This is a genomic window from Achromobacter sp. 77 (genome assembly GCF_020541125.1).
Classification (GTDB): Bacteria; Pseudomonadota; Gammaproteobacteria; order Burkholderiales; family Burkholderiaceae_B; genus Achromobacter; species Achromobacter mucicolens.
Genome location: NZ_CP059848.1, coordinates 5,302,943 through 5,329,527 on the forward strand (window position 1 = coordinate 5,302,943; position 26,585 = coordinate 5,329,527).

Here is a 26,585-nt window from a genome sequence, read left to right on the forward strand (position 1 = left end):
CGGGCCGGCGTGGCTGCAATGCCGGCGCGCGGGATGGGGATTCGACAGTCTACGGGCATCGCGAGGCATCACGCCTTCGTCAGCGCCACGCCTGCCTGCGACGACGAACGCGTGCCCGGCAGCGGATGGCAGGACTCGGGGTGATAGGTGTGGACCACCGACAACTTCACGCGGTCGCTGCGGTTGCCCTGCGCGGCGTGCAAGGTGCGGCAGTGAAAGAACACGACGTCGCCCGCCTGCAGTTCCGGGCAGACGGCGCAAGCGATCCAATCGGCGTTCTGCGGCACGTCCTCGCGGAAGAACTTCTTGTCGTCGAATTGTTCCGGCGTATAAGCCGCCGTGTGCGAACCGGGAATGAACGACAGGCCGCCATTGGCGCGCGTCTCTGGCCCCAGGGCCAGCCAGCAGGACACCAGATCCGTGTCCGAGAACGACCAATATCGGATGTCCTGGTGCCAGCCGGTCAGGCTGCCATACGCGGGGTGCTTGGTCATCACGCAGTTGTGGTGCACCGTGGACAGCACGGGCGTCTCGTTGAAGTAGCGCTGCAGCCACTGCCCGATGCGCGGATTGGTCGCCCATTGCGCGAACAACGGGTCGCGCGCGTAGGCGTTGAGCAACCGGCGCACCGTCAAGCCGCCTTCGGCGGCGCGGGATGCCGGCGCGCCGGGGTAGCGCAGGTCGGCTTCGTATTCGATGGGTGCGACGTGATCGCGCAAATGGCGTTCGGCCAGCGCGCGCAGCGCGGCGACCGCTTCCGGGCTGGCGAACTGTCGCGCCACCACGAAGCCCTGCTCACGCAGCACGGCAATCTGATCATCAGGCAATAACCCGGACATCTCGATCCTCACAGCCCGCGTCGGAAAGCGGCGCGTCTGCGGGCGGGCAGGCGCGCACCGGCAAGGCGCCGGTCACGCGGGATGGCTAGATTACCAAAACGGCCTCAGCCCGCGGGGGTCTTCTCGGGATGGACGGCAGGCGCGCGGAGCCGGGCGGCGTCGCGCTCCTGGACTTCGTGGTGGACCCATTCGCGCCAGACGGCCACCAGCAGCGCCATCAGCACCGGGCCCACGAACAATCCCACGATGCCCATGGTCTTCACGCCGCCCACCAGGCCGAAGAAGGTCGGCAGGAACGGCAGCTTGACCGGGCCGCCCACCAGGCGCGGGCGCAGCGTCTTGTCGACGATGAACAATTCCACACTGCCCCAGACCATCAGCGCGATGCCCGCGACCACATGGCCCGAGCCCACGAGATACAGGGACACCAGCGTGAATGACAGCGGCGCGCCCCCGGGGATCAGGGCCATGAACCCGGTGACCACGCCCAGCAATACGGGCGACGGCACGCCCGCGACCCAATAGGCGATGCCCAGCACGACGCCTTCGCCCAGCGCGATCAGGCCCATGCCGGTGACGGTGGAATTGATGGTGGCCGGCACCACGCGCGAAAAGCGCTGCCAGCGCGCCGGCAGGATGCGTTCGCCCAGCACATCCAGCTGCGCGACCATGCGGATGCCGTCCTTGTAGACGAAGAACAGCGTGATCAGCATGAATAGGACCGTCAGCAGCAACTGGAAGACGTTGCCCGTGGCGGCCAGCGCCATGCGGTAGATATTGCCCAGGTGCTCGCCGCTGACCGCTTCGACCAGCGCGCCCAGCGCGTGGGGCTGGCCAATATAGGATTCCCAGTATTGCGCCAGGCGGTCGCCCACGACCGGCATCGAGGAAATCCACGCGGGCACGTCCACGCCATGCCGGTTGGCGGCGATGGCCCAGGCGACGAACGCGCTGGCTTCCTTGATGGCATAGGACAAGGCCAGCGACAACGGAACGATCAACACCACGACGACGACCAGCAGCGCCAGCGACGCGGCCACTGTTGTACGGCCGCCGCACCGGACGACGAGGCGTTGATACAAGGGCCAGCTGGCCAGGCCGATGATCAGCGCCGCCAGGGCCGGGACCAGGAATCCGCTAAGAAAGTAAACCCCCGCCAACAGCACAAGCAGCAACAGCCATCGGGCAATGAGGTAAGCGGGTAGAACAGGCTGCATAGCGCGAATCGACTGTAAGGGCGTTGTAGGCTTTGACTGTCGGACTATACAGACGTTTCATGCGATTCGAGGGACGTAAGGGCTGTATTTACTACGGGGTTTCCCGCGCTTAACGCACATGGCGGACCCGAGGGTCCGCCATGTCGTTGCGCCGGATGCGATGGCTTACAGCAGGTATTCGGCGGCTTCTTCGCGCGCGGTGCGGCGGCGCGGGGCCATGTCGGCCAGCGCCGGGATGGCCGGCACAGGCGGTTGCGCCGGCGCGGTCTGGCCCTGGTTGCGCTGGTACACGGCGCAGGAGGCGGCGGCCGGATCGGTCTCGTCGCGGCCGCTGAGCAGCGGGCATCCGGCAAACAGGTCGGCGACCCAATCGGTGAAGGCCCGCACCTTGGGCGACAACTGCCGGCTCTGCGGATACAGCACCGAAATGGCCGTGGAGCTGGGTTTCCACTGCGGCAGGATCTCGATCAGCTCGCCCGATTGCAGGTACGGCAGCGCCATGTATCGCGCGGTCTGGATCAGGCCGAAGCCTTTCAGGCCGCAATCCAGGTAGGCGCCCGCTTCGTTCACGGCCACCGTGCCCTTCATGTCCACTTCCTGGTGCTTGCCGTCCACCTTGAAGTCCCAGGCGCAATTGCGGCCGGTGCGGCTGGAAAAATAATGCACCGCGTGGTGATCGCGCAGTGATTCGATGGTTTGCGGCATGCCGTGGCGCGCCACATACGTGGGGGACGCGCAAGTCACGGTCTGCAGGGTGCCGATGCGGCGGGCGACCAGGCTGGAGTCTTCGAGGTCGCCGGCGCGGATCACGCAGTCCACGGCTTCCTGGACCATGTCGACCGGACGGTCGCCCAGGCCCAGCACCAGCTCGACGTCGGGGTATTTGTCGTGGAAATCACACAATGAGGGGATCAGGATCAGCCGGCCGATGCAGGTGGGCACGTCGATGCGCAGGCGGCCCTTCAGACGCAGGGCGGCTTCCTGGAAGCACGCCTCGGTTTCTTCGACGTCGGCCAGGATGCGCACGCAATGCTGGTAATAGCCCGCGCCGTCGGGCGTCAGGCCAATGCGGCGGGTGGTGCGGTTCAGCAGGCGCACGCCCAGGAGGCGTTCCAGATTCTGAATGATGGTGGTGACGGTGGTGCGCGGAAGCGATAGGCTGTCGGCCGCCCGGGTGAAGCTATTGGCGTCCACGACGCGCACAAACACCTGCATCGCCTGAAAGCGGTCCATGGCAAGGGTGTCCTTAGGCAAATAAGTCGGGGTGAACGGAGCATAACCCGATTTCGCGGCTGATTAGTCATTCTCCACGAACAGTGTTGCCGGGAAAGACAGGTTTATCCGCCCGGACAAAACACTCAGAATGCAAACCATCTTGAAGTGCCCTTGCCGCCCGGCGCAACAAAAGGGCATGTCAATCCTCAGATTCCGCACCGCAGCGGCCCGCCCTTACCCGGCGGCCACCGCCTCCAGATCAGCGACCCCGGTCGATGCTGCATTGCAGCATATCCATATGACCCTGGATTCTTAGGACTGGCATCCCCGCACCGCCGCCTTCTGTTTTCCCGCATTCCGGGCAAGCGCGCTTCCGCCTCTAAAGAACCACTCAAGGAAACACCATGGTTTCGCGTAAACGTATTGCTGTGCTCGTCGTATTTGCAGCCGTGCTGGCGGCCGGTGGCGGCTACGCCCTCACCCGCGGTCCCGCGGGCGGCAATGTCGCCATGGCGCAGGGCGCCCCGGCCGCGCCCCCGGTCGAGGTGGCCGAGGTGGTCAACAAGACCATCGTCGACTGGCAGCGCTATTCCGGCCGCCTGGAGGCCATCGACCGCGTGGATATCCGGCCGCTGGTGTCCGGCACGCTGACCGCCGTCCACTTCAAGGACGGCAGCATCGTCAAGAAGGGCGACGTGCTCTTCACCATCGACCCGCGCCCTTACGCGGCCGAGGTGGACCGCGCCGCCGCCGCGCTGACGGCCGCCAAGGCCCGGGCCGCCTACACGGCGTCCGAACTGGCCCGCGGCCAGCGCCTCTTGGCCGACAACGCCATCGCCCGCCGCGACTTCGAGGAAAAGCAGAACGCCGCCCGCGAAGCCGCCGCCAACCTGCAAGGCGCGCAGGCCGCGCTGGACTACGCCAAGCTGAACCTGGGCTACACCCGCATCGAGGCGCCCGTGGACGGCCGCGTGTCGCGCGCCGAGGTCACGGTAGGCAACGTAGTGGCCGCCGGCGCCGCGTCGGTGCCGCTGACCACGCTGGTGTCGGTGTCCAAGATGTACGCATCGTTCGACGTGGACGAACAAACGTTCCTGCGTTACGTGAACCCGGTGCGCAACGGCCGCGCCGGCGCGGTGCCGGTCGAACTGGGTCTGGCCAACGAAGACGGCTACTCGCGCACGGGCGCTGTGCAATCGGTGGACAACCGCCTGGATGCCACCTCCGGCACCATCCGCGTGCGCGCCGAGTTCGACAACGCCGACGGCACGCTGCTGCCCGGTCTGTACGCCCGCATCCGCCTGGGCGGCAGCGAGCCGCGCGCGGCCGTGCTGATCGACGAACGCGCCATCGGCACCGACCAAGACAAGCGCTTTGTGCTCGTGCTGGACGACAAGAACCACGCCGTCTACCGCCAAGTGAAGCTGGGCGCCAACCAGGAAGGCCTGCGCGTGGTGGATTCGGGCCTGGCCGCCGGCGAGCGCATCGTCGTCAACGGCCTGCAGCGCATCCGCCCCGGCGATGCCGTGACCCCGACCGTCGTCCCCATGGTTGCGGCCAAGCGTACCCCCGGCAACCCGGTCAAGACCGCCTCGGCACAGAACTGAGCCGACGCGTCGAACGAGAACGTTTATGAATATCTCGAAATTCTTCATCGACCGGCCGATCTTCGCCGGCGTCCTATCGATCCTGGTGCTGCTGGCGGGCCTGTTGGCCATGTTCCAGCTGCCCATCTCCGAATACCCGGAAGTCGTGCCGCCATCGGTGGTGGTGCGCGCGCAGTACCCGGGCGCCAACCCCAAGGTCATCGCCGAAACCGTCGCCTCGCCGCTGGAAGAATCCATCAACGGCGTGGAGAACATGCTGTACATGCAGTCGCAGGCCAACAGCGACGGCAACCTGACGCTGACGGTCAACTTCAAGCTGGGCGTGGACCCGGACAAGGCGCAGCAGCTGGTGCAGAACCGCGTGTCGCAGGCGCTGCCGCGCCTGCCGCCGGACGTGCAGCGCCTGGGCGTGACCACGGCCAAGAGCTCGCCCACGCTGACGCTGGTGGTCCACCTGATCTCGCCCAACGACCGCTACGACATCACGTACCTGCGCAACTACGCGATCCTGAACGTGAAGGACCGCCTGTCGCGCATCACGGGCGTGGGTGAAGTCACGGTGTGGGGCTCGGGCAACTACTCCATGCGCGTGTGGCTCGATCCGCAGAAGGTCGCCCAGCGCGGCATGACCGCGTCCGAAGTCGTCAACGCGATCCGCGAGCAGAACGTGCAGGTCGCGGCCGGCGTGATCGGCGCCTCGCCCACGCAGGGCGACGTGCCGCTGCAACTGAACGTGAACGCACGCGGCCGCCTGCAGACCGAAGACGAATTCCGCGACATCATCCTGAAGACCTCGCCGGACGGCGCGGTCACGCACCTGTCCGACGTGGCGCGGGTTGAACTGGACGCGCAGGAATACGGCCTGCGCTCGCTCTTGAACAACAAGCAGGCGGTGGGCATGGGCATCATGCAATCGCCGGGCGCCAACGCGCTGGACGTGTCCAGCCAGGTGCGCGCCGCCATGGCCGAACTGGCCCAGGATTTCCCGCCGGGCGTGGAATACCGCATCGAATACGACCCCACGCAGTTCGTGCGCTCCAGTATCGAGGCCGTCGTGCACACGCTGCTCGAAGCCATCGCGCTGGTCGTGCTGGTCGTGATCCTGTTCCTGCAGACCTGGCGCGCGTCCATCATTCCGCTGCTCGCGGTGCCCGTGTCCATCGTGGGGACGTTCGCGCTCTTGCTGATGTTCGGCTACTCCATCAACGCGCTGTCGCTGTTCGGCATGGTGCTGGCCATCGGGATCGTGGTGGACGACGCCATCGTGGTGGTCGAAAACGTCGAGCGCAACATCGCGGCGGGCTTGAGTCCGCGCGATGCGACCTATCGCGCCATGCGCGAGGTCAGCGGTCCCATCATCGCCATCGCGCTGACGCTGTGCGCCGTGTTCGTGCCCCTGGCCTTCATGACGGGCCTGACCGGCCAGTTCTACAAGCAGTTCGCCATGACCATCGCCATCTCGACGGTGATCTCGGCCTTCAACTCGCTGACCCTGTCGCCCGCCCTGTCGGCCCTGCTGCTCAAGAGCCACCACGACAAGCCCGACTGGCTGACCCGCGGCATGAATCGCGTCTTCGGCCGCTTCTTCAACTGGTTCAACAACATGTTCGGCCGCGCGTCCGAGTCCTACGGCACGGGCGTGGCCAGCGTCATCCGCCGCAAGGCCGGCGCAATGGGCGTCTATGCCGTGCTGGTCGCCGCGACCCTCGGCGTGTCGTACCTGGTGCCCGGCGGCTTCGTGCCCGCGCAGGACAAGCAGTACCTGATCGGCTTCACGCAGCTGCCCAACGGCGCCTCGCTGGATCGCACCGAAGACGTGATCCGCCGCATGAGCGACATCGCCCTGAAGGAACCCGGCGTGCAGTCGGCCATTGCCTTCCCGGGCCTGTCGATCAACGGCTTCACCAACAGCTCCAGCGCGGGCATCGTGTTCGTCACGCTCAAGCCGTTCGACGAACGCCGGGGCGCCGAACTGTCCGGCAACGCCATCGCGGCCTCGCTGAACCAGAAGTTCGCAGCCATCCAGGATTCGTTCATCGCCGTGTTCCCGCCGCCGCCCGTCATGGGCTTGGGCACGCTGGGTGGCTTCAAGCTCCAGCTGGAAGACCGCGCGGCGCTGGGCTACGCCGAACTGGACAAGGCCAAGCAGGCCTTCCTGGAAAAGGCGCGTCAGACGCCCGAACTGGGCCCCACGTTCTCCAGCTACGAGATCAACGTCCCGCAGCTTGACGTGGACCTGGACCGCGTCAAGGCCAAGCAGCTGGGCGTGCCGGTGACCGAAGTCTTCGACACCATGCAGATCTACCTGGGCTCCATGTATGTCAACGACTTCAACCGCTTTGGCCGCGTGTTCCAGGTGCGAGCGCAGGCAGACGCGCCGTTCCGCGCGCACGCCGACGACATCCTGCAACTGAAGACCCGCAATGCCGCCGGCGACATGGTGCCGCTGTCCTCGCTGGTCACGGTCAAGCAGACCTTCGGCCCGGAAATGGTCGTGCGCTACAACGGCTACACCGCCGCCGACATCAACGGCGGACCGGCCCCCGGCTTCTCGTCCGACCAGGCGCAGGCCGCGGCCGAACGCGTCGCCGCCGAAACCCTGCCGCGTGGCGTCAAGTTCGAATGGACCGACCTCACGTACCAGCAGATCCTGGCGGGCAACGCCGGCCTCTGGGTGTTCCCGATCAGCGTGCTGCTCGTGTTCCTGGTGCTGGCCGCGCTGTATGAAAGCCTGACTTTGCCGCTGGCCGTGATCCTGATCGTGCCGATGAGCATCCTGGCGGCGCTGACCGGCGTCTACCTGACCGGCAACGACAACAACATCTTCACGCAGATCGGCCTGATGGTGCTGGTGGGGCTGTCGGCAAAGAACGCGATTCTGATCGTGGAGTTCGCCCGAGAACTCGAGATGAACGGCCGCACGCCGCTCGAAGCCGCCATCGAGGCCAGCCGCCTGCGTCTGCGTCCCATCCTGATGACGTCCATCGCATTCATCATGGGCGTGGTGCCGCTGGTGCTGTCGTCGGGCGCCGGCTCCGAAATGCGCCACGCCATGGGTGTCGCCGTGTTCTTCGGCATGCTGGGCGTGACCCTGTTCGGCCTGTTCCTCACGCCGGTGTTCTATGTCCTGCTGCGTTCGCTGGGCGGCAAGAAGCTGCACTCGGCCGCGCCGCATGAAGCGCCGGTCTGCGTGCCGCACATCGACCCGAACGCGCCGCCCGCCCCGCAACACCACGCGTAGGCCGGCAAACCAGAGTAGCCAGCGCGTCCTGTCCAGTGGGATGGGACGCGCGCCAAAGAGAAACGTCATGATGATGAAAAGACTGACCCGAGGATCCGCCCTGCTCGCCCTGCTGCTGGTGCTGGCCGGCTGCGCGGTGGGTCCCACCTACGAGCGGCCCTCGGCCGACACGCCGGCGGCCTTCAAGGAAGCCGCCCTGCCCGCGTCCGAAGCCGGCACGTGGAAGCCCGCCGAGCCGTCCGAAGACGCGCTGCGCGGCGCCTGGTGGAAAGTGTTCGGCGACGAAGGCCTGAACCAGCTCGAAGAGGAAGCTCAGCGCGCCAACCAGGACCTGCAGGCCGCCGCGGCCCGGCTGACGCAAGCGCGCGCCCTGCAGCGTGAAGCGCGTTCCGGCTTCTTCCCCAGCCTGGACGCCGGCTTCGGCCCCAACCGCCAACGCCCGTCGGCCGTGTCTCAAGGCCTGCCCGACGGCACGTCCACATCGCCCGTCACCACGTGGCGCGCCCAAGGCACCGTATCCTACGAGGCCGACCTCTTCGGCCGCGTCGCATCGACCGTGGACGCCGCCACCGCCGACGCGCAGCAAAGCGAAGCGCTGTACCGCTCGGTGCTGCTGGCCCTGCAGGCCGACGTCGCCACCACCTACTTCCTGGTGCGCGAACAGGACGCCGAATCGCGTCTTTACCACCAGACCGTCAAGCTGCGCACGGATACGCTGCAACTCATCCAGCGCCGGTATGACGCCGGCGACATCAGTGAACTGGACCTCGCGCGCGCCAAGGCTGAACTCGCGTCGGCGCAATCCGAGGCCCTGGGCATCGACCGCCGCCGCGCCACCGCCGAACACGCGCTGGCCGTCCTGCTGGGCCGCGCCCCGTCGGAATTCACGATGCCGCCGCAGCCCATCGAACAGATCGCGCTGACCATCCCCGCCGGCCTGCCGTCCACGCTGCTCGAACGCCGCCCCGACATCGCCGCCGCCGAACGCGCCATGGCCGCCGCCAACGCCCGCGTCGGCGCCGCCAAGTCCGCGTTCTTCCCGCGCCTGGACATCACCGGCGCCTTCGGCTACGAGTCCTCGGAACTGGGCAACCTCTTCCAATGGTCCAGCCGCACGTTCCTGCTGGGCCCCCTGGTCGGCGCCGCCCTGTCCATGCCCATCTTCGACGGCGGCCGCCGCCAGGCCGGCCTGGACCGCGCCCGCGCCGTCTACGAGGAAGACGTCGCCGTCTACCGCCAGACCGTCCTGAACGCGTTCCGCGAGGTCGAAGACAACCTGGCCAACCTGCGCATTCTCGCTGACCAGACCAAGGCCCAGAACGCAGCCGTAGAAGCCGCCGCCCGCGCCGCAAAGCTCTCGCATACGCAGTACCGCGAAGGTTCCATCAGCTACCTCGACGTGATCGAAGCCGACCGCAGCGTCCTCCTGCAACAGCGCGTCGCGGTCCAATTGACCGGAGAACAGGCCCGCTCGACAGTGGGACTGATCCGCGCCATCGGCGGCGGCTGGGAGAATCCGGTGCCGCCGGAGAAGGTGGCTGCGAAGTAAAGACGGCGACAGGCTGATGTCTGGCACCCGCACATCAGCGCGCAGCGTCATAAACCCGACGCAAGACACCGCGTAAGGCCCACAAGGCCGCCCGCGCGGCCGCAGTGGGGCGGGCTCCGCAAGACGCTTCAAGCCCGACCCCGCGCTGGCAAGAACCCCAAGAACTCAACTCGCCCCAGCGCCCGTGAAGCCCAAACCATCGCAGCCCGGCGTGTCGGCGGCCTGGGCGCGCGGGGCGTGTAGATGCGCCCGAGGGAATCTGAAGGCAGTCGCCGAAGGCGACAACGAAGATGACGAAGGGGCAGTCCGGAGCGAAGGCTCCGGACCGCAATCGTGGCCCCGCGCGCCCAGGCCGCCGACGCGCCGGGCGTCAAAAGAAAAAGCCCCCCCGCAAACATCGCAGTCAACCCCACGCCCCATCACCCCCGGCGCGCCAAACACCGCAACGCCACCCGATACCCCACAAACACATAAAACCCGCCAGAATTCATCACCAGCCAAGCCCCCAACCCGCCAAGCACCGCCACCACCGGCCCCACCGCCCTGACGTCGCCCTGCGTCCAGGCGATGCCGCCAAGTGCCCCCACGACGATCAGACCTATCGACAGGCGCTTGAGCAGCACCACGCCCTGTACCCGCCCCGCCATCATCAGCACCATCCCGATCGACAGGCCCAGCGCAGTCCCCGCGCACACCGCGACCAGCGCGAACGCGGCCATCGCGGGGCCGACGAATCGCAGCAGCAGGCTTAGCAATTCAATGCCGACGCCCAGCCCGCCCGCCATCACCAGCACGGACAGCACCAGGGGCGACCACATGCCCGGTGGCGTGCGGCCCTCGTCCATGTGGGCCACGAAGCGGTGCATCGCCGCAGACGAGGAAGGGTCGTTGCCAGCCTCCAAAGCCGCTTCCAGCTTGCGGCACTGATCAATCAGGGCGTTCAGGCCGGAGGCGGGCTCGGGGGTCATAGCCGTGTCACGCCGGGTGCATGTTCGGCCACGGTGCTTCGCAGCGCGGCCATCGCCTCTTCCACGGCCACAGGCCGGAACGCATCCTCCCGCCAATACATCGCGACCGACCCGAACCCCGACAGCCGCACCGGAATGATGCGCATCGCCCGCATCTGCGAAAAGCGCAGCGCGGCGCGGTGCGACGCGACGCCGATCATGTCGCTGTTGTTGATGAGGGTCAGGTTGACGGTGACGGAATTGGATTCGATATGGTCGGGCGGCGGCGCCTGTCCGGCCGCGGCCAGCGCGGCGTCGACCGCGTTTCGGATGGGCGTGCCCTTGGGCCACAGGATCCAGCGGTAGGACAGCAGGTCCTGCCAGCTTGGCTGCTCCACTGCGAAGAGCGGATGGCGAGGCCGCGCCACCAGGTGGATGGGTTCCAGGTACAGCGCCTCGAAGCGGATCGCGGGATCATGGTGCTCCGGCGCCGACCGTCCCACGACGATATCCAGTTCCCCTTGCGCCAGTTGGGCCAGCAGACGATCGGTCGTTCCCTCGACCAGTTTCACGCGCGCCTGCGGCATGCGTTCCAGCAGCTTCATCACCGCCAGCGGCACGGTGTCGGACGCAGACGCGCCGGATGCGCCGATCACCACGCGCCCGCCGCCGCCCTCGCGCAGGGCCGCCATGTCCGCGCTGGCGCGATCCAGTTGCGACTCCACGCGCTGCGCGTGCGCGATCAGCACGTCGCCATGCGGCGTCGGGCGCAGGCCGCGCGCGTGACGCTCGAAGAGCGGCAAGCCAATATCGTCTTCCAGATCCTTCAGCCATTTCGACAGGCCCGGCTGCGTCGTATTGAGCATCGCGGCCGAGTGGCTGATGTTGCGGGTCTGGGCCAGGCTGAGCAGCATCTTCAGATTGCGCAGCCGCAAGCGATGGGTCCAGTCCATGCAGGCCCTTTTGATGGGAGGTTTGTCTCGTATGTATATGGTTATTGGTATGGATAATAAGATAATTTCATTTCAAACCACATAGCTCCTGCTCGCATAATCGTCTCCATATCAGGACCTGCCGCGAACTTACGCGGCGGCCGCCCGTAGAAGCCGGCACCAGCCGGACATACAGGAGACAACCATGCACGACGGTCATTGCGCCGGCGCGGACAGCGCCGCTTCGGACCGCGCCCGTTATTACGCGCGCATCGCCAAGAAACACATGGCCCCGCTGTGGGAATCGCTGCACAACCTGGTGCCGCGCCAACCCGCGCCGCGCTGCGTGCCCGCCCTCTGGAAGTACGACGACGTGCGCGACGACGTGATGGCGTCCGGATCGCTGATCACCGCGGAAGAAGCCGTGCGCCGCGTGCTGATCCTGGAAAACCCGGGCCTGCCCGGCCAGGCCAGCATCACGCAAAGCCTGTACGCGGGACTGCAGCTCATCCTGCCCGGCGAAATCGCGCCCAGCCACCGCCACACGCAATCGGCCCTGCGTTTCATCGTCGAGGGCCGCGGCGCGTACACCGCCGTCAACGGCGAGCGCACCACGATGCACCCCGGCGACTTCATCATTACGCCCTCGTGGACCTGGCACGACCACGGTAACGCCGAAACGGTGGAAGGCGGCGAGCCGGTGGTCTGGCTGGACGGCCTGGACATTCCGCTGCTGCGCTTCCTGGATGCCGGCTTTGCCGAGAACTATCCGTCCGCCACGCAGCCGGTCACGCGGCCCGAAGGCGACAGCATGGCGCGCTTTGGCCACAACATGGCGCCCGTGCGGCATCACGTTTCCAGCGGCACCTCGCCCATCTTCAACTACCCCTACGAACGCAGCCGCGAGGCGCTGGATGCGCTCTACCGGCACGGCGAGCTCGACCCGTGGGACGGCGTCAAGCTGCGCTACCTGAATCCGGCCACGGGCGGCTATCCCATGCCGACGATGGCCACCTTCATGCAGTTCCTGCCGGCAGGCTTTCAGGGCAAGACCACGCGCACGACCGACTCCACGGTGTACAGCGTGGTCGAGGGCCGAGGCACGGCGCGCATCGGCGACCAGGAGTTTCATTTTGGGCCGCGCGATGTGTTCGTCGCGCCCTCCTGGATGCCGGTGCAGCTTGCCGCGCTGGAAGACGCGACGCTCTTCAGCTATTCCGATCGGCCGGTGCAGGACGCGCTGGGCCTGTGGCGCGAAGAACGCGTCGACTGACGCCCGCGCACGGCCGCACGTGGCAGCACGTGGCAGAAGCTGGCCGCGAATACGGCCGAAATTCCAATTTCCCTCCGCCTTCAAAGGGTGACCCATGTCATTTGTGTTTGCTCCCGCCGCTCCCGTTGCCGTGCCCATTGCCGGCAGCCAGGACAGTTTTCCCGTGCGCCGCGTGTACTGCGTCGGCCGCAACTACGCCGCCCACGCGCGGGAAATGGGTTTTGACCCCGACCGCGAACCGCCGTTCTTCTTCTGCAAGCCGGCCGACGCCGTCGTGCCGGTCGCGCAAGGCAGCACCCTCTCTCTGCCCTATCCGCCCGAAACGTCCAACCTGCACTACGAGATCGAACTGGTCGCCGCCATCGGCAAGGGCGGCGCCAACATCAGTGTCGACGAGGCTCTGCAACATGTGTGGGGATACGCCGTCGGCCTGGACATGACGCGCCGCGATCTGCAGATGAAGATGCGCGAAGCCGGCCGCCCGTGGGAACTGGGCAAGGCGTTCGACCAGAGCGCGCCGATCGGCCCGTTGCATCCGGCCCAATCGGTCAGCGGCATCGAGCAGGCCGGCATCTGGCTGCAGGTCAACGGCGCAGACCGCCAGCGCAGCGACATCGGCAAGCTGATCTGGTCCATCGCGGAAACCATTGCGTATCTCTCGAAGTACTTCCGCCTGGAGGCCGGCGACCTGATCTACACCGGCACGCCCGAAGGCGTCGGCCCCGTGGTGCGCGGCGACAAAATGGTCGGCGGCGTGGACGGACTGGGCACGCTCAGCGTGCAGATGGCTTGAGGCCGGGAGACCCGCATGCAACTGCACAACTTCTTCAACAGCTCCACGTCCTACCGCGTGCGCATCGCGCTCGCGCTCAAGGGCCTGCCCTATGAATACCTGCCCGTGAACCTGCGCAAGCAGGAGCAGCGGGCGCCGGACTACGTGGCGCGCAACCCGTCGGCCGGCGTGCCGCTGCTGGTCGACGGCGACGTTGCGCTGTCGCAGTCGCTTGCCATCATCGACTACCTGGACGCCGCGCATCCCGAACCGCGCCTGATTCCCGCTGACCCGCTGGCGCGCGCCCGCGTGCTGGAGCTGTCGCACGCCATCTCGTGCGATATCCACCCGGTCAACAACATGCGCATCCTGCGCTACCTGCAGGAAGTGCTGGGCGCCAGCGAAGCGCAGAAGAACGCCTGGTACCACCACTGGATCCGCGAGGGTCTGACGGCGGTGGAAGCGCTGCTGGCGCGTCATGGACACGGCGCGTATTGCTTTGGCGACGCGCCCACGCTGGCGGACTGCTGCCTGGTGCCGCAGGTGGCCAACGCGCAGCGCATGGGCTGCGATCTGTCGCCCTACCCGCGCATTCTGCGCGTCGTCGAACACTGCAACGCGCAGCCGGCCTTCCAGCAGGCCGCGCCCGCGCAACAACCGGACTACACCAAGTGAGCATGCAAGAACCCGACACACAAGGCGCCCCTCTGCGCGAGTACACCGACCCGGCCTACCACCCGCTGTGCGCCACCCTGGCGGACGTGCGCGCCAATATCGACCGGCTGGACGATGAGATCGTGCGGCTGATCGCCGAGCGGGCGATGTACGTGAAGGATGCCGCGCGCTTCAAGCGCGACGCCTTTCAGGTGAGCGCGCCCGCGCGCCAGGCGCAGGTCTTCGAGAAGGCCCGGGCGCTGGCCCAGCGCCACAACCAGGGATTCACGAATCTGGAGCAGGTGGTGGACGCCACCTACCGCGCGATGGTGGCCGCCTTCATCGCCAATGAACAGACCTATTTCGACACCATGAAGAACGTGGGAGACACGCATGCTTGATTCTTCGACCTCGCAACCGGGCCGCTGCCTTGCACGCCGTTTTGCACGCCGTTTTACGACCCGTGCCGCGGCGTTTGGCCTGGCCTTGCTGGCGCCGTTGGCCGCCACCGCCGCCGACGCGTGGCCCACGCAGCCGCTCAAGGCCGTGGTGCCGTTCGGCCCGGGCTCCAGCCCCGACCAGGTCGCGCGCATCGTCAGCGAGAAGGCCAGCGCGATCCTGGGCCAGACCATCGTCGTCGAGAACAAGCCCGGCGCCAGCGGCAACATCGGCACGTTCGCCATCGCCAATGCCAAGCCAGACGGCTACACGTTCGGCGTGTCGATCACCGGTCCGCTGGTGAACAACACGCTGCTGTTCGACAAGCTGCCCTACGCGCCCGCCAAGGACCTGTCGCCGCTGACGTTGGCGGTGCACCAGCCCAATGTGCTGGTGGTGCCGTCCGCGGCCGGCATCGACAACATCGGCCAGCTGCTGGAGGCATTGAAGAAGAATCCGGACAAGTACAACTTCCCGTCGCCGGGCGCGGGCACGGTCTCGCATCTGGCTGTGGAGTTGCTGTTGCAGCAGATCGGTGCGCGCGCCACGCATGTGCCCTACCCGTCGTCGCCGGCGGCGCTGACCTCGCTGCTGTCGGGCGACACGCAGTTTGCCGCGCTGCCGCCCATAGCCGTGATGCCCATGGTCAAGGACGGCCGGCTCAAGGCACTGGCGGTGACCTCGTCCAAGCGCTCCGCCCTGCTGCCCGACATCCCGACGCTGGCCGAAGTCGGCGTGCAAGGGATCGAAGGCTCCGCGTGGATCGGCTTCGTGGTGTCGTCCAAGACGCCGGCGGACATGCAGAAGAAGCTGTCCGACGCGCTGATCCAGGCCATTCACGACCCGGAGGTCGCCAAGCGGCTGCAGGCGCAGTTCATGGACCCGGTCGGCGATACGCCCGCGCAGTTTCGCGGCTACATGGACGACGAGTTGAAGCGCTGGGAGCCGTTGATCAAGAAGCTGGGCATCAAGGGCCAGTAAGGACGTCGCGCGGCCCGGCCGCGCGCCGACAGCAACAAGCAAGGAGAGTCAGATGGTCATCACCGAACCCGCCCGCCAGGTGCCGCTTTATGGCGAGTACGAGGTCGTCGTCCTGGGCGGCGGCCCGGCCGGCGTGCTGGCGGCCGCCAGCGCCGCGCGCAATGGCGCCAGCGTGCTGCTGGTGGAGCGCTATGGATTCTTGGGCGGCATGGGCACCGCGGCCGGCGTGTCCAACTTCTGCGGCCTGCACGCCAACATCCATGGCGACATCCGGCAGGTGGTGCACGGCATGACCGACGACCTGCTCGACCGCATGCGCGCGATGGACGGGCTGAACGACCCGCATCTGATCCTGGGCAAGATCCACGCGCAGGCCTACGACATTTCGGCGTTCAAATGCGCTGCCGACGGCCTGGTGCAGGCCAGCGGTGCGCAGGTGTTGTTTCACGCGCTGGCCACCGGTGTCGCGCGTGACGACCAGGGCCGCGTGGACGCCCTGTTCCTGGAAACCAAGTCCGGCCGCTGCGCCGTGCGCGCAAAGATCTTCATCGACTGCTCGGGCGATGCCGATATCGCGCAATGGGGCGGCCTGCCGTTTGAAAAGGGCGATGCGCTCGGCCACATGCTGTATCCCACGCTGATGTTCAAGGTGGGCAATGTCGACGGCGCGCGGGCGCAGGAAGCCTGGAAGACCATTCCGGCGCTGATGGACGAGGCCACAGCCAGCGGCGAATTCACCTTTCCCCGCAAGGGCGCCATCGTGCGCCCGCAAAAGCACGATTACGAATGGCGCGTGAACGTCACGCAGCTGGCCAACGCCGACGGCAGCGCCGCGGACGGCACCAACGCGGATTCGCTGTCGGCAGGCGAACTGGAAGGCCGCCGGCAGATCATGAACTACCTGGCTTTCCTGCGCGCCAAGGTGCCAGGCTTCGAACAGGCCTATGTGCTGGACATCGCGCCGCAGCTTGGCATTCGCGAGACCCGCCGCATCGTCGGCGAGGCCGTGCTCAGCCAGGAAGACGTGCTGGGTTGCGCCGACTTTCCCGACAGCATCGGCGTCAATGGCTGGCCGCTGGAGATGCACACCGCCGGCGACGTCAAATGGGTCTGGCCGCCGATTCCGGAATCGCGCGGCTACAACCAGCTGCCCTTTCGCATGATGGTGCCCCGGCGCGGCCCGGGCGTGGCCGACAACGTGCTGGTGGCGGGCCGCTGCGCCTCCATGACGCACGAAGGCCAATCTGCCGCCCGCGTAAGCGGCAGCTGCTTTGTCATGGGCGAGGCGGCGGGCACGGCATCCGCGATGGCGTTGCGCGAGGGCATTGCGCCCGGCGACGTATCCATCCCCGCGCTGCAGGCGCAATTGAAAAAGCAGGGCGCCTTCCTGGGCGGCCAGGACTGATCCCGGGGGATTCCGACATGACGCAAAACCAGGCTGCAAAGGCCAAAACGCAAACCGTGATCGTCGTGGGCGGCGGCATCGGCGGCCTGGCCGCCGCGCTGGCGCTGACGCGGCAAGGCATCGCGGTTCAACTGCTGGAGCAGGCAGCGCATATCGGCGAGATCGGCGCCGGCATCCAGCTCGGGCCCAACGCGTTCGCGGCGCTCGACGCCCTGGGCGTGGGCCGCACGGCGCGCGAGCGAGCCGTCTTCACCGATCACATCATCATGATGGATGCCGTGGACGCCAAGGAGGTCGTGCGCATCGACACCGGCGAGGCGTTCCGCGCGCGGTTTGGCGGCCCTTACGCGGTCATCCATCGTGCCGACATTCATCTGTCGATCCTGGAGGCCGTGCAGCAGGACCCGCTGATCCAGTTCCGCACGTCCACGCAGATCGCCAGCATGTCGCAGGACGAACACGGCGTGGAGGTGGTGGACACGCAGGGCAACCGCTACCGCGCCGACGCCGTGGTGGGCGCGGATGGCGTGAAGTCCGTGATCCGCGAGCGCATGGTGGGTGACCCGGCGCGCGTAACGGGCCACGTCGTCTATCGCGCCGTGGTCGAACAGGACAACATGCCGCGAGAGCTGCGCATCAACGCGCCCGTGCTGTGGGCCGGTCCACACTGCCATCTGGTGCACTACCCCTTGCGCGGCGGCCAGCAATACAACCTGGTCGTCACCTTCCATAGCCGCGAGAAAGAGGAATGGGGCGTGCGCGAAGGCAGCAAGGACGAGGTGCTGTCCTACTTCCAGGGCATCCATCCGACACCGCACCAGATGCTGGACCGGCCGACCTCGTGGAAACGCTGGGCCACCGCCGATCGCGAACCCGTGGAGCAGTGGGGCCAGGGACGCGTCACGATCCTGGGCGACGCCGCCCACCCCATGACGCAATACATGGCCCAGGGCGCCTGCATGGCGCTGGAAGACGCCGTGACGCTGGGCGAGGCGATCCGGCACTGCGATCACGACCTGCCGGCCGCCTTCCGGCTGTACGAATCGGTGCGCATTCCGCGCAGCGCGCGCGTGGTGTGGTCCACGCGGGAGATGGGCAGGCTCTATCACGCGCGCGGCGTGGAGCGCACCGTGCGCAACATGCTGTGGACGGGCCGCAGCCAGTCCCAGTTCTACGACGCGTTGCAGTGGCTGTACGGGTGGAAAGTGGAGAACTGCCTGGCGGCCAAGCCGCCGCAATAACAACCGATAGCCAAACAGCAGGACAGGAAACAGCAGGGCAAGCGGTATCAACACAGCGCAGCACAACAAGCACGAGTGCAAGAAAAGCACCAGAGGAGACAACCATGCACAAAAGCACCATCCGCGGCGCCGCCGCCGTCATGCTGTCATTGGCCTCGTACGCGGCCAGCGCGCAGCCCAAACCGGTGGACATCGGTTTCATCGGCACCCTGTCCACGCCCGCCGGCTACATCGGCGAGGACGAGCGCGACGCCTTCATGCTGGCCGTCAAGGAAGGCGGCGGCAAGCTGGGCGGCGTGCCGGTCAACGTGCGCGTGGAAGATGACGCGCTCAAGCCCGCCAACGCCAAGCAGATCGCCGACAAGATGGTGCAGGGCGGCGTGCGCCTGTTCACCGGCATCAACTTCTCGAACGTGATGGCCGCCGTTGGCCCCACCGTGCTGAACGCGGGCGCCTTCTATGTCAGCCTGAACGCCGGCCCCTCCAACTACGCCGGCAAGGCCTGCAATCCCAACTACTTCGCCGTGGCGTTCCAGAACGACTCGTACGCCGACACCGCCGGCATGGCCGCCAACGAACTGGGCGCCAAGCGCGTCGTCATCATGGCCCCGAACTACCAGGCCGGGCGCGACGCCATTGCCGGATTCAAGCGCACCTACAAAGGCGAGATCGCCGACGAGATCTACACCAAGCTCGAACAGGCCGACTTCTCGGTGGAACTGGCGCGCATCCGCTCGCTCAACCCCGACGCCATCTTCCAGTTTCATCCGGGCGGCGCGGGCATCAACCTGACCAAGCAATTCGCCAATTCCGGGTTGGCCGACAAGATCAAGATGATCACGCCCATCTACTCTATGGATGACCGCATGCTGGCTGCCACCGGCACCGCCGGCAAGGGCTTTTACCTTAGCTCGCTGTGGAGCGCCGACCTGGACAACCCGCAAAGCAAGCACTTCGTCGACGCTTTCACCAAGGCCTACAACCGCCCGCCCACCGCGTACGCGGCCCAGGCCTACGACACCGCCAACCTGATCGGCTCCGCACTGAAAGCCGTGAATGGCGACATCAACGGCAAGCCCGACGACTTTCGCAACGCCCTGCGTCGCGCCGACTTTCCCAGCGTGCGGGGCAAGTTCAAGTTCGGCTCGAACCAGCACCCCATCCAGGACTGGTATCTGCTGCACATCGAAGCGGGTCCCGACGGCAAGCTCGTCTACAAGAATCTGAAGGTGCTGGCGCGCGACCACACCGACGTGCACGCGGCCGACTGCAAGATGCCATGACGCGGCACGGGCTGCGCGGCGCCGGGCTTGCCGGCGCCGCGCAGCCTCACTACACCGACGCTCCCAAGAAGGAGTCGCAATGCTGATGTTCCTGGAGCAGGTCCTGAACGGCCTGCAATACAGCGCCTTGCTGTTTCTGTTGTCGGCCGGATTGACGCTGGTGTTCGGCATCATGAACGTCATCAACCTGACGCACGGCTCTTTCTACATGGTGGGCGCGTTCTGCGCCGCCAGCGCGGCGGCGTCCACCGGGTCGTTCGCAGCTTCGCTGCTGGCCGCGCTGGCGGGCGCGGCGCTGTACGGCCTGGTGATCGAGCTGCTGGTCATCCGTCATCTGTACCGGCGTGATCACCTGGATCAGGTGCTGGCCACGCTGGGGCTGACGCTCTTCACGAATGAACTGGTCACCGTGCTGTTTGGCCGCAGCCCGCCGTTCATGGATATTCCTCCTTTCTTGTCCGGGTCTGTCGCGCTCCTGCCCGGCCTGAACTATCCCATCATGCGGCTGGCCTTCATTGGCGCCGGCGCGCTGGTCGCGCTGGGGTTGTGGCTGCTGATCTCGCGCACGCGGGTCGGCATGCTGGTGCGCGCGGGCGCCGACGACGGCGAAATGGTCGATGCGCTGGGCGTGAACATCCAGCGTCTGTTTACCCTGATCTTCACGCTGGGCGCGTTGCTCTGCGGCTTTGCCGGCGTCATGGCCGCGCCCCTGCTGGCCGTGGAGATCGGCATGGGCGAACGCATCCTCATCACCACCTTCGTCGTCATCGTGGTGGGCGGCGTGGGCTCCGTGCGCGGCGCGCTGGTGGGCTCGCTGATGATCGGCATGACCGACGCGCTGGGGCGCGCCTACATCCCCTTCTGGATGTCGCGCCTGCTGCCGCCTGAATTGTCGGACTCGGCCAGCTCCAGTCTCGTGTCCGCCAGCATCTACATCCTGATGGCCATCGTGCTGCTGTTCAAGCCGCGCGGACTGGTGCCGGCCCAGCGCTAGGAACGATATTCATGACCAGACAAATTCCATCGAGTCCTGCTGCAGTGGCGGTGTCTGACACCCGAGGAGGCGCCGTCTCCAAGCGTGACGGCGTATCAGGGGTGTCAGACACCTATTCGATCTGCACAGACACCTGCTCCACAGGCAGGCCGCGCCTCACCCGCAGCGTCATCGTCAACACCATCGGCCTGCTGCTCTTCGTGCTGGTGCCGGCCATCGCATCGGCCACCGGCGAGAGCTTTCTCGTCAACCTCATGACGCGCTTTCTCATCTACGCCATCGCCGCCGTCAGCCTGGACCTCATCCTGGGCTACGGCGCCATGGTCAGCTTCGGCCATGCCGCGTTCTTTGGCCTGGGCGGCTACGTCATCGGCATCGCCGCCTTCCACGTGAACCAGGGCGAGACGCTGTTCGGCTGGAGCGGCAGCAACGCCGCGCTGGTCATGTGGCCTCTGGCCGTTGCCGTCGCAGGCTTGCTGGGCCTGGTGGTGGGCTTTCTGTCGCTACGCACCTCGGGCGTGCAGTTCATCATGATCACGCTGGCGTTCGGACAGATGCTGTACTTCATCCTCGTCGGGCTCATGATCTACGGCGGCGACGACGGCCTGTCCATCGACGCGCGCAACACGCTGCCCGGCCTGAACCTGAACGATCCATCCACCTTCTACTACGTCTGCCTGGCGCTCATGACGGCCTGGATCATCCTGTGCCGGCGCATCGTCAACTCGCCCTTCGGCATGGCCCTGCAGAGCATCAAGCAGAACCCGCGCCGCAGCATCGGGCTGGGTCTCGCCCCGCTGCGCTACCGCCTCACTGCATTCGTGCTGTCGGCGGCCGGCACCGGACTGGCGGGCGCGCTGTGGGCCAACTACGCGCTCTTCGTCAGCCCCGACATGTCGGCCTGGCAGAAGTCGGGCGAACTGATGGCTATGGTCATCCTGGGCGGCATGGGCTCCATCTTCGGTCCCGTGCTCGGCGTGGCCGTTTACCTGGGCCTGGAACAGGTCGCCACCGGCTGGACCGAACACTGGATGTTGATCCTGGGCCCCGTGCTGGTCCTGGTCGTGCTCTTTGGCAAGCGCGGCGTATACGGCTGGCTGGCGGGAGGCAAGCAATGACGTCACACCCCAAACTGGAAATCCGTGGCCTGCAGAAATCCTTTGGCGCCGTGCACGCCACGCAGGACGTCAACCTGGCCGTGCGGCCCGGTGAACTGCACGCCCTCATCGGCCCCAACGGCGCGGGCAAGACCACCCTGCTGTCACAGATCAGCGGTGAGATCCTGCCCGACGCCGGCAGCATCTGGCTCGACGGCGGCGACATCACGCACATGCCCGCCCACAAGCGCCCTGCCGCCGGACTGGCCCGTTCCTTTCAGATCAGCCAGCTCTATCCCGACTTCACCGCCGAAGACAACGTCGCCATGGCCGTGCAGGCGCAAAGCCCCGGCGGCTTCAACCTCTGGCGCAACGCCCGGCGCATGGCGCGGCTGCGCGAGCCCGCGCGCGACGCCCTCGAACGCGTCGGTCTGGGCGACCGCGCCGGCGTGCACGTCTCGGCGCTGGCGCACGGCGAAAAGCGCCAGCTTGAACTGGCCATGGCACTGTCGCTGAATGCGTCCGTCCTGCTGCTGGACGAACCCATGGCCGGCATGGGCGCCGAGGAATCGCAGCGCATGACCGCCCTGCTCCAGACCCTGAAGGGCCGCTACGCCATCTTGCTGGTCGAACACGACATGGACGCCGTCTTCGCGCTGGCAGATCGCGTCACCGTGCTGGTCTACGGCAAGACGATCTTCACCGGCACGCCCGACGAGGTGCGCCGCCATCCCGACGTGCGCGCCGCCTACCTGGGCGAGGAAAACTGATGCTGCAAGTCAAACAACTGCAAGGCGGCTACGGTGCCAGCAAAGTGCTTTTCGGCGTCGACCTGGACATCGCGCCGCGCCAGGTCGTCTCCCTGATCGGCCGCAACGGCATGGGCAAGAGCACCACCGTCAAAACCCTCATGGGCATGCTGCCCGCACAGGGCGGCAGCATCCTGCTCGACGGCAAACCCATCAACGGCATGGCGCCCCACCGCATCGCCCAGCTGGGCATCGGCCTCGTCCCCGAAGGCCGCCGCGTATTCGGGTCGCTATCGGTCGAAGAAAACCTCATTGCCACCGCCCGCAACACCCGCGCCGGTTGGCACGTCGGCCGCGTCTTCGACCTCTTTCCGCGCCTGAAAGAGCGCCGCACCCAATCGGCCCGCACCCTCTCGGGCGGCGAACAACAGATGCTCGCCGTCGGCCGTGCCCTCCTCATCAACCCGCGCCTGCTCATCCTGGACGAAGCCACGGAAGGCCTCGCGCCGCTCATCCGCCAGGAAATCTGGAACTGCCTGCGCCGCTTGAAGGAAGAAGGCCAGACCATTCTCGTGATCGACAAGAACCTCAAGGAAATGGCCACCCTGGTCGACCGCCACCACGTCCTGGAAAAGGGCCGCGTCGTCTGGCAAGGCAGCCCCGCCGAGCTGGCCGCGCAACCCGAACTGGCGCACCGCTACCTGGGTGTGTAGCGCGCGCCGCTAGTCCTGCGACTCGCAAAAGCTCAACCGGTTACCAAACGGATCGATCACCGCCATCACGCGCCCCCACGGCGTTTTTTCCACACAAGGCCGCATGTAGGCGTACTGCTTCGCGCTGACCTCAGCGTGAAACGCATCCACGCCCTGCATCCGCACAAACACCGCCGACCCCGGCGTCGCATCGCCGTGATGCTCCGACAGGTGCAGCACCAGATCGTCCCGATGCACCTGCGCATACAGCGGAAAGCCCGCTTCGAAGCGATGCTCCCAGTCCCAGGTGAACCCCAGAAAATCCAGATAGAAATCGCGCGCCTTTTCAACGGAGAAAATGCGCAGAATCGGAATCGCGGCTTGCAGGTGCATGGCGGGTCCTTGGTAGCATGCGAAAAAGCCAGCATAGAACAGAAGCCCATTCATGCCCATTGCCACGCAAGACTCCTGGAAACACCTTCCCGCGCCGGCTCAACGTGAACCGCTGCATTTTCAGGGACGTTATACCGCCGACGAGTACGCCCGCTTGCAGCAGGGCGTGATTCCGCAGGAGATGGAAGACAAATGGTTCATCTACCTGCATGACGGCTGGTTGCGTTTGCATCGCAGCTGGACCGGAAACTGGATCTACGCGCTGCGGCTGGAGCAGGACGGCGATGCGTGGGCGGTGACGGATTCGTGGGTGAACCGTGATCCGGAGCAATACCGGTTGACCGATGCGGAATATGACCGAGCTTCGCTGCAAAGGATGTTGCAGTGGCTGATCAAGGGACCGGCGGTTTGAGGTAGGCGCATGGGCGTTTCGCGCCGTGCATAGGCTTGCGCTTCGATGGGTGTCAGACACGCGGGTCGCATATGCCCGGGCTCGGGGCAGCGTCTCTGAGGGTGTCAGACACCTGGCGCAACAGCGCGCAGCGTCATCGCCCCGACGCAAGACACTGCGTATGCCCCGCCAGGCCGCCCGCGCGGCCGACGCGGGGCGGGCAACGAAAGACGCTCCAAACCCAAAACACCGCCGGCAAGAACCTAAAGAACCCAATCCGCCCCAACGCCCGCCAAGCTGAATCCACCCGAGCCCGGCGTGGCGGCGGCCTGTGGTGCGCGGGGCGTGTAGATGCGCCCGAGGGAATCTGAAGGGAAGGCCGAAGGCCTGGACGAAGATGACGAAGGGGAAGTCCGGAGCGAAGGCTCCGGACCGCAATCGTAGCCCCGCGCGCCACAGGCCGGCGACGCGCCGGGCGTCACTAGAAAGCAAAGCTCCCGACCGGAAAGCATCCAGGCGTCGCCAGAAAGCAAAGCACCCGACCGGAAAGCACCCAGGCGTCACCAGAAAACAAAGCCCCCGACCGGAAAGCATCCACGCACCATCAGAAAACAAAACGCCCGCCAGGTGAGCATCCCGGCGGGCGGCAAAACTGCATCGCAACAGGCATCCCGTAAAAAAGATGCCCGTTGCCAGCGCCATCAATTCAAGCTAGCACCCGAGATCTTCACGATCTCCTGATACTTCGCCTTCTCGGCCTTCACAAAATCAGCAAACGCTTCAGGCGTCATCGGGCCCGCTTCGGAACCCATCGTCAGCAGACGCTGCTTCACATCCGCCTGCCCCATCGCCTCGGCATAGGCCTTGTTCAGCTTCGCCACCACCGGCGCCGGCGTTCCGCCCGTCGTGAACACCCCGAACCACGTGCCCAGGTCAAAACCCTTCACGCCCGATTCCTCGACGGTCGGCACGTCAGCCAGCAGCGACGAGCGCTTGGCCGTCGTCACCGCCAGCGCCTTCACCTTGCCGTCCTTGATCAGCGGCGCCGACGCCGCCAGATTGTCGAACATGAAGTCCGACTGGCCCGACAGCAGCGCCAACTGCGCCGGCGCCGCGCCCTGGTAGGGGATGTGCTCCACATTGATGCCGGCCCGCGCTTTCAGCAGCTCGCCCGACAGGTGGCCCGCGCTGCCATTGCCGCCCGAACCGTAATTCAGCTTGCCCGGATTCTTCTTCGCGTATTCGATCAAGTCCGCCAGCGTCTCGATCTTGTTTTTCTGCGCGAACTCCAGATTCATCACCAGCACGTTCGGCACCGCCGCCACGATCGTCACCGGCGCAAAATCCTTCACCGGGTCGTAAGGCAGGTTGGCGAACAGCCACGGATTGATCGCGTGCGTCGCCACCGCGCCCATCACCAGCGTGTAGCCGTCAGGCTGCGCCTTGGCCACCAGGTCCGCGCCGATATTGCCGCCCGCGCCCGAACGGTTCTCCACGATCACCGGCTGACCCAGCGAACCGCGCACCTTTTCGGCCAGCATGCGCGCCATCGTATCCAGCGGGCCGCCGGGCGGGTAAGGCACCACGAAACGGATCGGCTTGGTCGGGAAGTCAGCGGCCTGCGCCAGCGCCGGGGCGCCGAAAGGCAGGGTTGCGGCCAGCGCCACGGCGCCTTGCAACAGGGCGCGGCGCACGGCGCTGCGGGGGGTATTCGTCATGGTGTGTTCTCCTCACTCCGTAATCAATGGCGGTCAGTAGCATACCCCACGCACATGGCTGCCGTAACAAAGGGATACCTGGAATATCCCCCCGACTTCCCGGGTTTGCCGAACGCCACCCAAAGAAAAACCGCCCGAAGGCGGTTTGGCGGATCAGCGCGCGGTCAGTGCAGGATCTGGCTCAGGAAGAGCTTGGTCCGTTCGTTCTGCGGGTTGTCGAAGAACTCGTCCGGGGTGTTCTGTTCGATGATCTCGCCGCGGTCCATGAAGATCACGCGGTTCGCGACCTTGCGCGCAAAACCCATTTCGTGCGTCACGCAGATCATCGTCATGCCGCTTTCCTGGGCCAGGCTCACCATCACGTCCAGCACTTCCTTCACCATTTCCGGATCCAGCGCCGACGTCGGCTCATCGAACAGCATGATCTTGGGGTTCATGCACAGCGACCGCGCGATCGCCACGCGCTGCTGCTGGCCGCCCGACAGCTGGCCCGGAAACTTCTTGGCCTGCTCCGGAATGCGCACGCGCTCCAGGTACTTCATTGCGGTGGCTTCCGCTTCCGCGCGCGGCTTCTTGAGCACCCACATGGGTCCGAGCGTCAGGTTTTCCAGCACCGTCAGATGCGGGAAAAGATTGAAGTGCTGGAACACCATGCCAACGTCCTTGCGGATCGTCTCGATGTGCTTCAGATCATTGGTGAGCTCCGTGCCGTCCACGATGATGTGGCCCTTCTGGTGCTCTTCAAGGCGGTTGATGCAGCGGATCATCGTGGACTTGCCCGAACCCGAGGGTCCGCACACCACGATGCGCTCGCCTGGCGCCACGTCCAGGTTGATGTTGCGCAACACGTGGAACTGGCCGTACCACTTGTTCACGTCCTGCAAACGAATAATGGCATCCGACATGCCTGTACTCCCGTAAGTATCGCGGTGCGCGCCCGCCTGGCGGCGGACGCGC

Annotated in this window: 24 protein-coding genes; 16 read left to right on the plus strand and 8 right to left on the minus strand. The window is 66.3% G+C overall.

What is annotated here, in order from left to right:
• Positions 1–68: 68 nt before the first annotated feature.
• The 3 genes from H4P35_RS24430 to H4P35_RS24440 form a co-directional block, all read right to left on the minus strand.
• Positions 69–839: a phytanoyl-CoA dioxygenase family protein gene (locus tag H4P35_RS24430; RefSeq protein ID WP_226847339.1), complete on the minus strand. Its 771-nt coding sequence runs from the start codon at positions 837–839 to the stop codon at positions 69–71.
• A 104-nt stretch (positions 840–943) separates the two neighbouring features.
• Positions 944–2,056, minus strand: a complete 1,113-nt coding sequence (locus tag H4P35_RS24435) for an AI-2E family transporter (RefSeq protein ID WP_226847340.1) — start codon at positions 2,054–2,056, stop codon at positions 944–946.
• Positions 2,057–2,221: 165 nt separating this feature from the next.
• On the minus strand, positions 2,222–3,289 hold the full coding sequence (locus tag H4P35_RS24440) for a LysR family transcriptional regulator (RefSeq protein ID WP_056324699.1): 1,068 nt from the start codon (positions 3,287–3,289) through the stop codon (positions 2,222–2,224).
• Between the two features lie 386 nt (positions 3,290–3,675).
• On the opposite strand from H4P35_RS24440, the gene H4P35_RS24445 reads away from it, so the two are divergent.
• From H4P35_RS24445 to H4P35_RS24455, 3 genes are all read left to right on the plus strand, one after another.
• Positions 3,676–4,878, plus strand: a complete 1,203-nt coding sequence (locus H4P35_RS24445; protein ID WP_056324696.1) for an efflux RND transporter periplasmic adaptor subunit — start codon at positions 3,676–3,678, stop codon at positions 4,876–4,878.
• 25 nt (positions 4,879–4,903) lie between these two features.
• Positions 4,904–8,119 carry an efflux RND transporter permease subunit gene (locus H4P35_RS24450; RefSeq protein ID WP_062841259.1) on the plus strand — a complete coding sequence of 1,072 codons (3,216 nt, stop codon included), beginning with the start codon at positions 4,904–4,906 and terminating at the stop codon, positions 8,117–8,119.
• 67 nt (positions 8,120–8,186) lie between these two features.
• Positions 8,187–9,668, plus strand: coding sequence for an efflux transporter outer membrane subunit (locus H4P35_RS24455; RefSeq protein WP_081101061.1), 1,482 nt, complete (start codon positions 8,187–8,189; stop codon positions 9,666–9,668).
• A gap of 419 nt (positions 9,669–10,087) precedes the next feature.
• Here the strand turns inward: H4P35_RS24455 and H4P35_RS24460 are convergent, their stop codons facing one another.
• A complete protein-coding gene (locus H4P35_RS24460) occupies positions 10,088–10,636 on the minus strand; it encodes a hypothetical protein (RefSeq protein WP_179690478.1) in 549 nt (182 codons plus the stop codon).
• Complete coding sequence (locus H4P35_RS24465) at positions 10,633–11,568, minus strand: LysR family transcriptional regulator (protein ID WP_056320529.1); 936 nt, start codon at positions 11,566–11,568, stop codon at positions 10,633–10,635. Before H4P35_RS24465 ends, H4P35_RS24460 begins: the two co-directional genes overlap by 4 nt.
• 184 nt (positions 11,569–11,752) lie before the next feature.
• Between H4P35_RS24465 and gtdA the strand changes: the two genes are divergently transcribed.
• The 12 genes from gtdA to H4P35_RS24525 all read left to right on the plus strand — a co-directional run bounded on the left by gtdA (position 11,753) and on the right by H4P35_RS24525 (position 23,147).
• On the plus strand, positions 11,753–12,820 hold the full coding sequence (gtdA, locus tag H4P35_RS24470) for a gentisate 1,2-dioxygenase (protein WP_180097463.1): 1,068 nt from the start codon (positions 11,753–11,755) through the stop codon (positions 12,818–12,820).
• A gap of 94 nt (positions 12,821–12,914) precedes the next feature.
• The gene (locus H4P35_RS24475) at positions 12,915–13,613 is read left to right on the plus strand and encodes a fumarylacetoacetate hydrolase family protein (protein WP_226847341.1); all 699 of its coding nucleotides are present in this window, start codon (positions 12,915–12,917) and stop codon (positions 13,611–13,613) included.
• 15 nt (positions 13,614–13,628) lie between these two features.
• Positions 13,629–14,267, plus strand: coding sequence for a maleylacetoacetate isomerase (gene maiA / locus H4P35_RS24480; protein WP_226847342.1), 639 nt, complete (start codon positions 13,629–13,631; stop codon positions 14,265–14,267).
• A gap of 2 nt (positions 14,268–14,269) precedes the next feature.
• On the plus strand, positions 14,270–14,647 hold the full coding sequence (locus H4P35_RS24485) for a chorismate mutase (RefSeq protein ID WP_056320518.1): 378 nt from the start codon (positions 14,270–14,272) through the stop codon (positions 14,645–14,647).
• A complete protein-coding gene (locus H4P35_RS24490; RefSeq protein WP_226847343.1) occupies positions 14,640–15,665 on the plus strand; it encodes a tripartite tricarboxylate transporter substrate binding protein in 1,026 nt (341 codons plus the stop codon). Before H4P35_RS24485 ends, H4P35_RS24490 begins: the two co-directional genes overlap by 8 nt.
• A gap of 52 nt (positions 15,666–15,717) precedes the next feature.
• A complete protein-coding gene (locus tag H4P35_RS24495; RefSeq protein WP_180097458.1) occupies positions 15,718–17,070 on the plus strand; it encodes an FAD-dependent oxidoreductase in 1,353 nt (450 codons plus the stop codon).
• A gap of 17 nt (positions 17,071–17,087) precedes the next feature.
• Positions 17,088–18,311 (plus strand): 3-hydroxybenzoate 6-monooxygenase, encoded by a 1,224-nt coding sequence (locus H4P35_RS24500; protein WP_226847344.1) that lies wholly within the window; start codon positions 17,088–17,090, stop codon positions 18,309–18,311.
• Between the two features lie 104 nt (positions 18,312–18,415).
• Positions 18,416–19,594 (plus strand): ABC transporter substrate-binding protein, encoded by a 1,179-nt coding sequence (locus H4P35_RS24505; protein ID WP_180097452.1) that lies wholly within the window; start codon positions 18,416–18,418, stop codon positions 19,592–19,594.
• 79 nt (positions 19,595–19,673) lie between these two features.
• Positions 19,674–20,588 carry a branched-chain amino acid ABC transporter permease gene (locus H4P35_RS24510; RefSeq protein ID WP_082586249.1) on the plus strand — a complete coding sequence of 305 codons (915 nt, stop codon included), beginning with the start codon at positions 19,674–19,676 and terminating at the stop codon, positions 20,586–20,588.
• A gap of 170 nt (positions 20,589–20,758) precedes the next feature.
• Positions 20,759–21,706: a branched-chain amino acid ABC transporter permease gene (locus H4P35_RS24515; protein ID WP_218948856.1), complete on the plus strand. Its 948-nt coding sequence runs from the start codon at positions 20,759–20,761 to the stop codon at positions 21,704–21,706.
• Positions 21,703–22,455 carry an ABC transporter ATP-binding protein gene (locus H4P35_RS24520; protein WP_226847345.1) on the plus strand — a complete coding sequence of 251 codons (753 nt, stop codon included), beginning with the start codon at positions 21,703–21,705 and terminating at the stop codon, positions 22,453–22,455. The genes H4P35_RS24515 and H4P35_RS24520 overlap by 4 nt, the downstream gene beginning before the upstream one ends.
• Positions 22,455–23,147, plus strand: a complete 693-nt coding sequence (locus tag H4P35_RS24525) for an ABC transporter ATP-binding protein (RefSeq protein ID WP_056320504.1) — start codon at positions 22,455–22,457, stop codon at positions 23,145–23,147. The genes H4P35_RS24520 and H4P35_RS24525 overlap by 1 nt, the downstream gene beginning before the upstream one ends.
• 9 nt (positions 23,148–23,156) lie before the next feature.
• Here H4P35_RS24525 and H4P35_RS24530 read toward each other — a convergent pair whose 3' ends face one another.
• Positions 23,157–23,519, minus strand: a complete 363-nt coding sequence (locus tag H4P35_RS24530) for a glyoxalase superfamily protein (protein WP_226847347.1) — start codon at positions 23,517–23,519, stop codon at positions 23,157–23,159.
• 52 nt (positions 23,520–23,571) lie between these two features.
• On the opposite strand from H4P35_RS24530, the gene H4P35_RS24535 reads away from it, so the two are divergent.
• Entirely contained in the window at positions 23,572–23,931 is a 360-nt protein-coding gene (locus tag H4P35_RS24535) for a hypothetical protein (protein WP_175156216.1), read from the plus strand.
• Positions 23,932–24,611: 680 nt separating this feature from the next.
• Here the strand turns inward: H4P35_RS24535 and H4P35_RS24540 are convergent.
• Both H4P35_RS24540 and H4P35_RS24545 read right to left on the minus strand, forming a co-directional pair.
• Positions 24,612–25,628, minus strand: coding sequence for a tripartite tricarboxylate transporter substrate binding protein (locus H4P35_RS24540; RefSeq protein ID WP_056320497.1), 1,017 nt, complete (start codon positions 25,626–25,628; stop codon positions 24,612–24,614).
• Positions 25,629–25,792: 164 nt separating this feature from the next.
• Entirely contained in the window at positions 25,793–26,533 is a 741-nt protein-coding gene (locus H4P35_RS24545; protein ID WP_056320495.1) for an amino acid ABC transporter ATP-binding protein, read from the minus strand.
• Between the last annotated feature and the right edge of the window lie 52 nt (positions 26,534–26,585).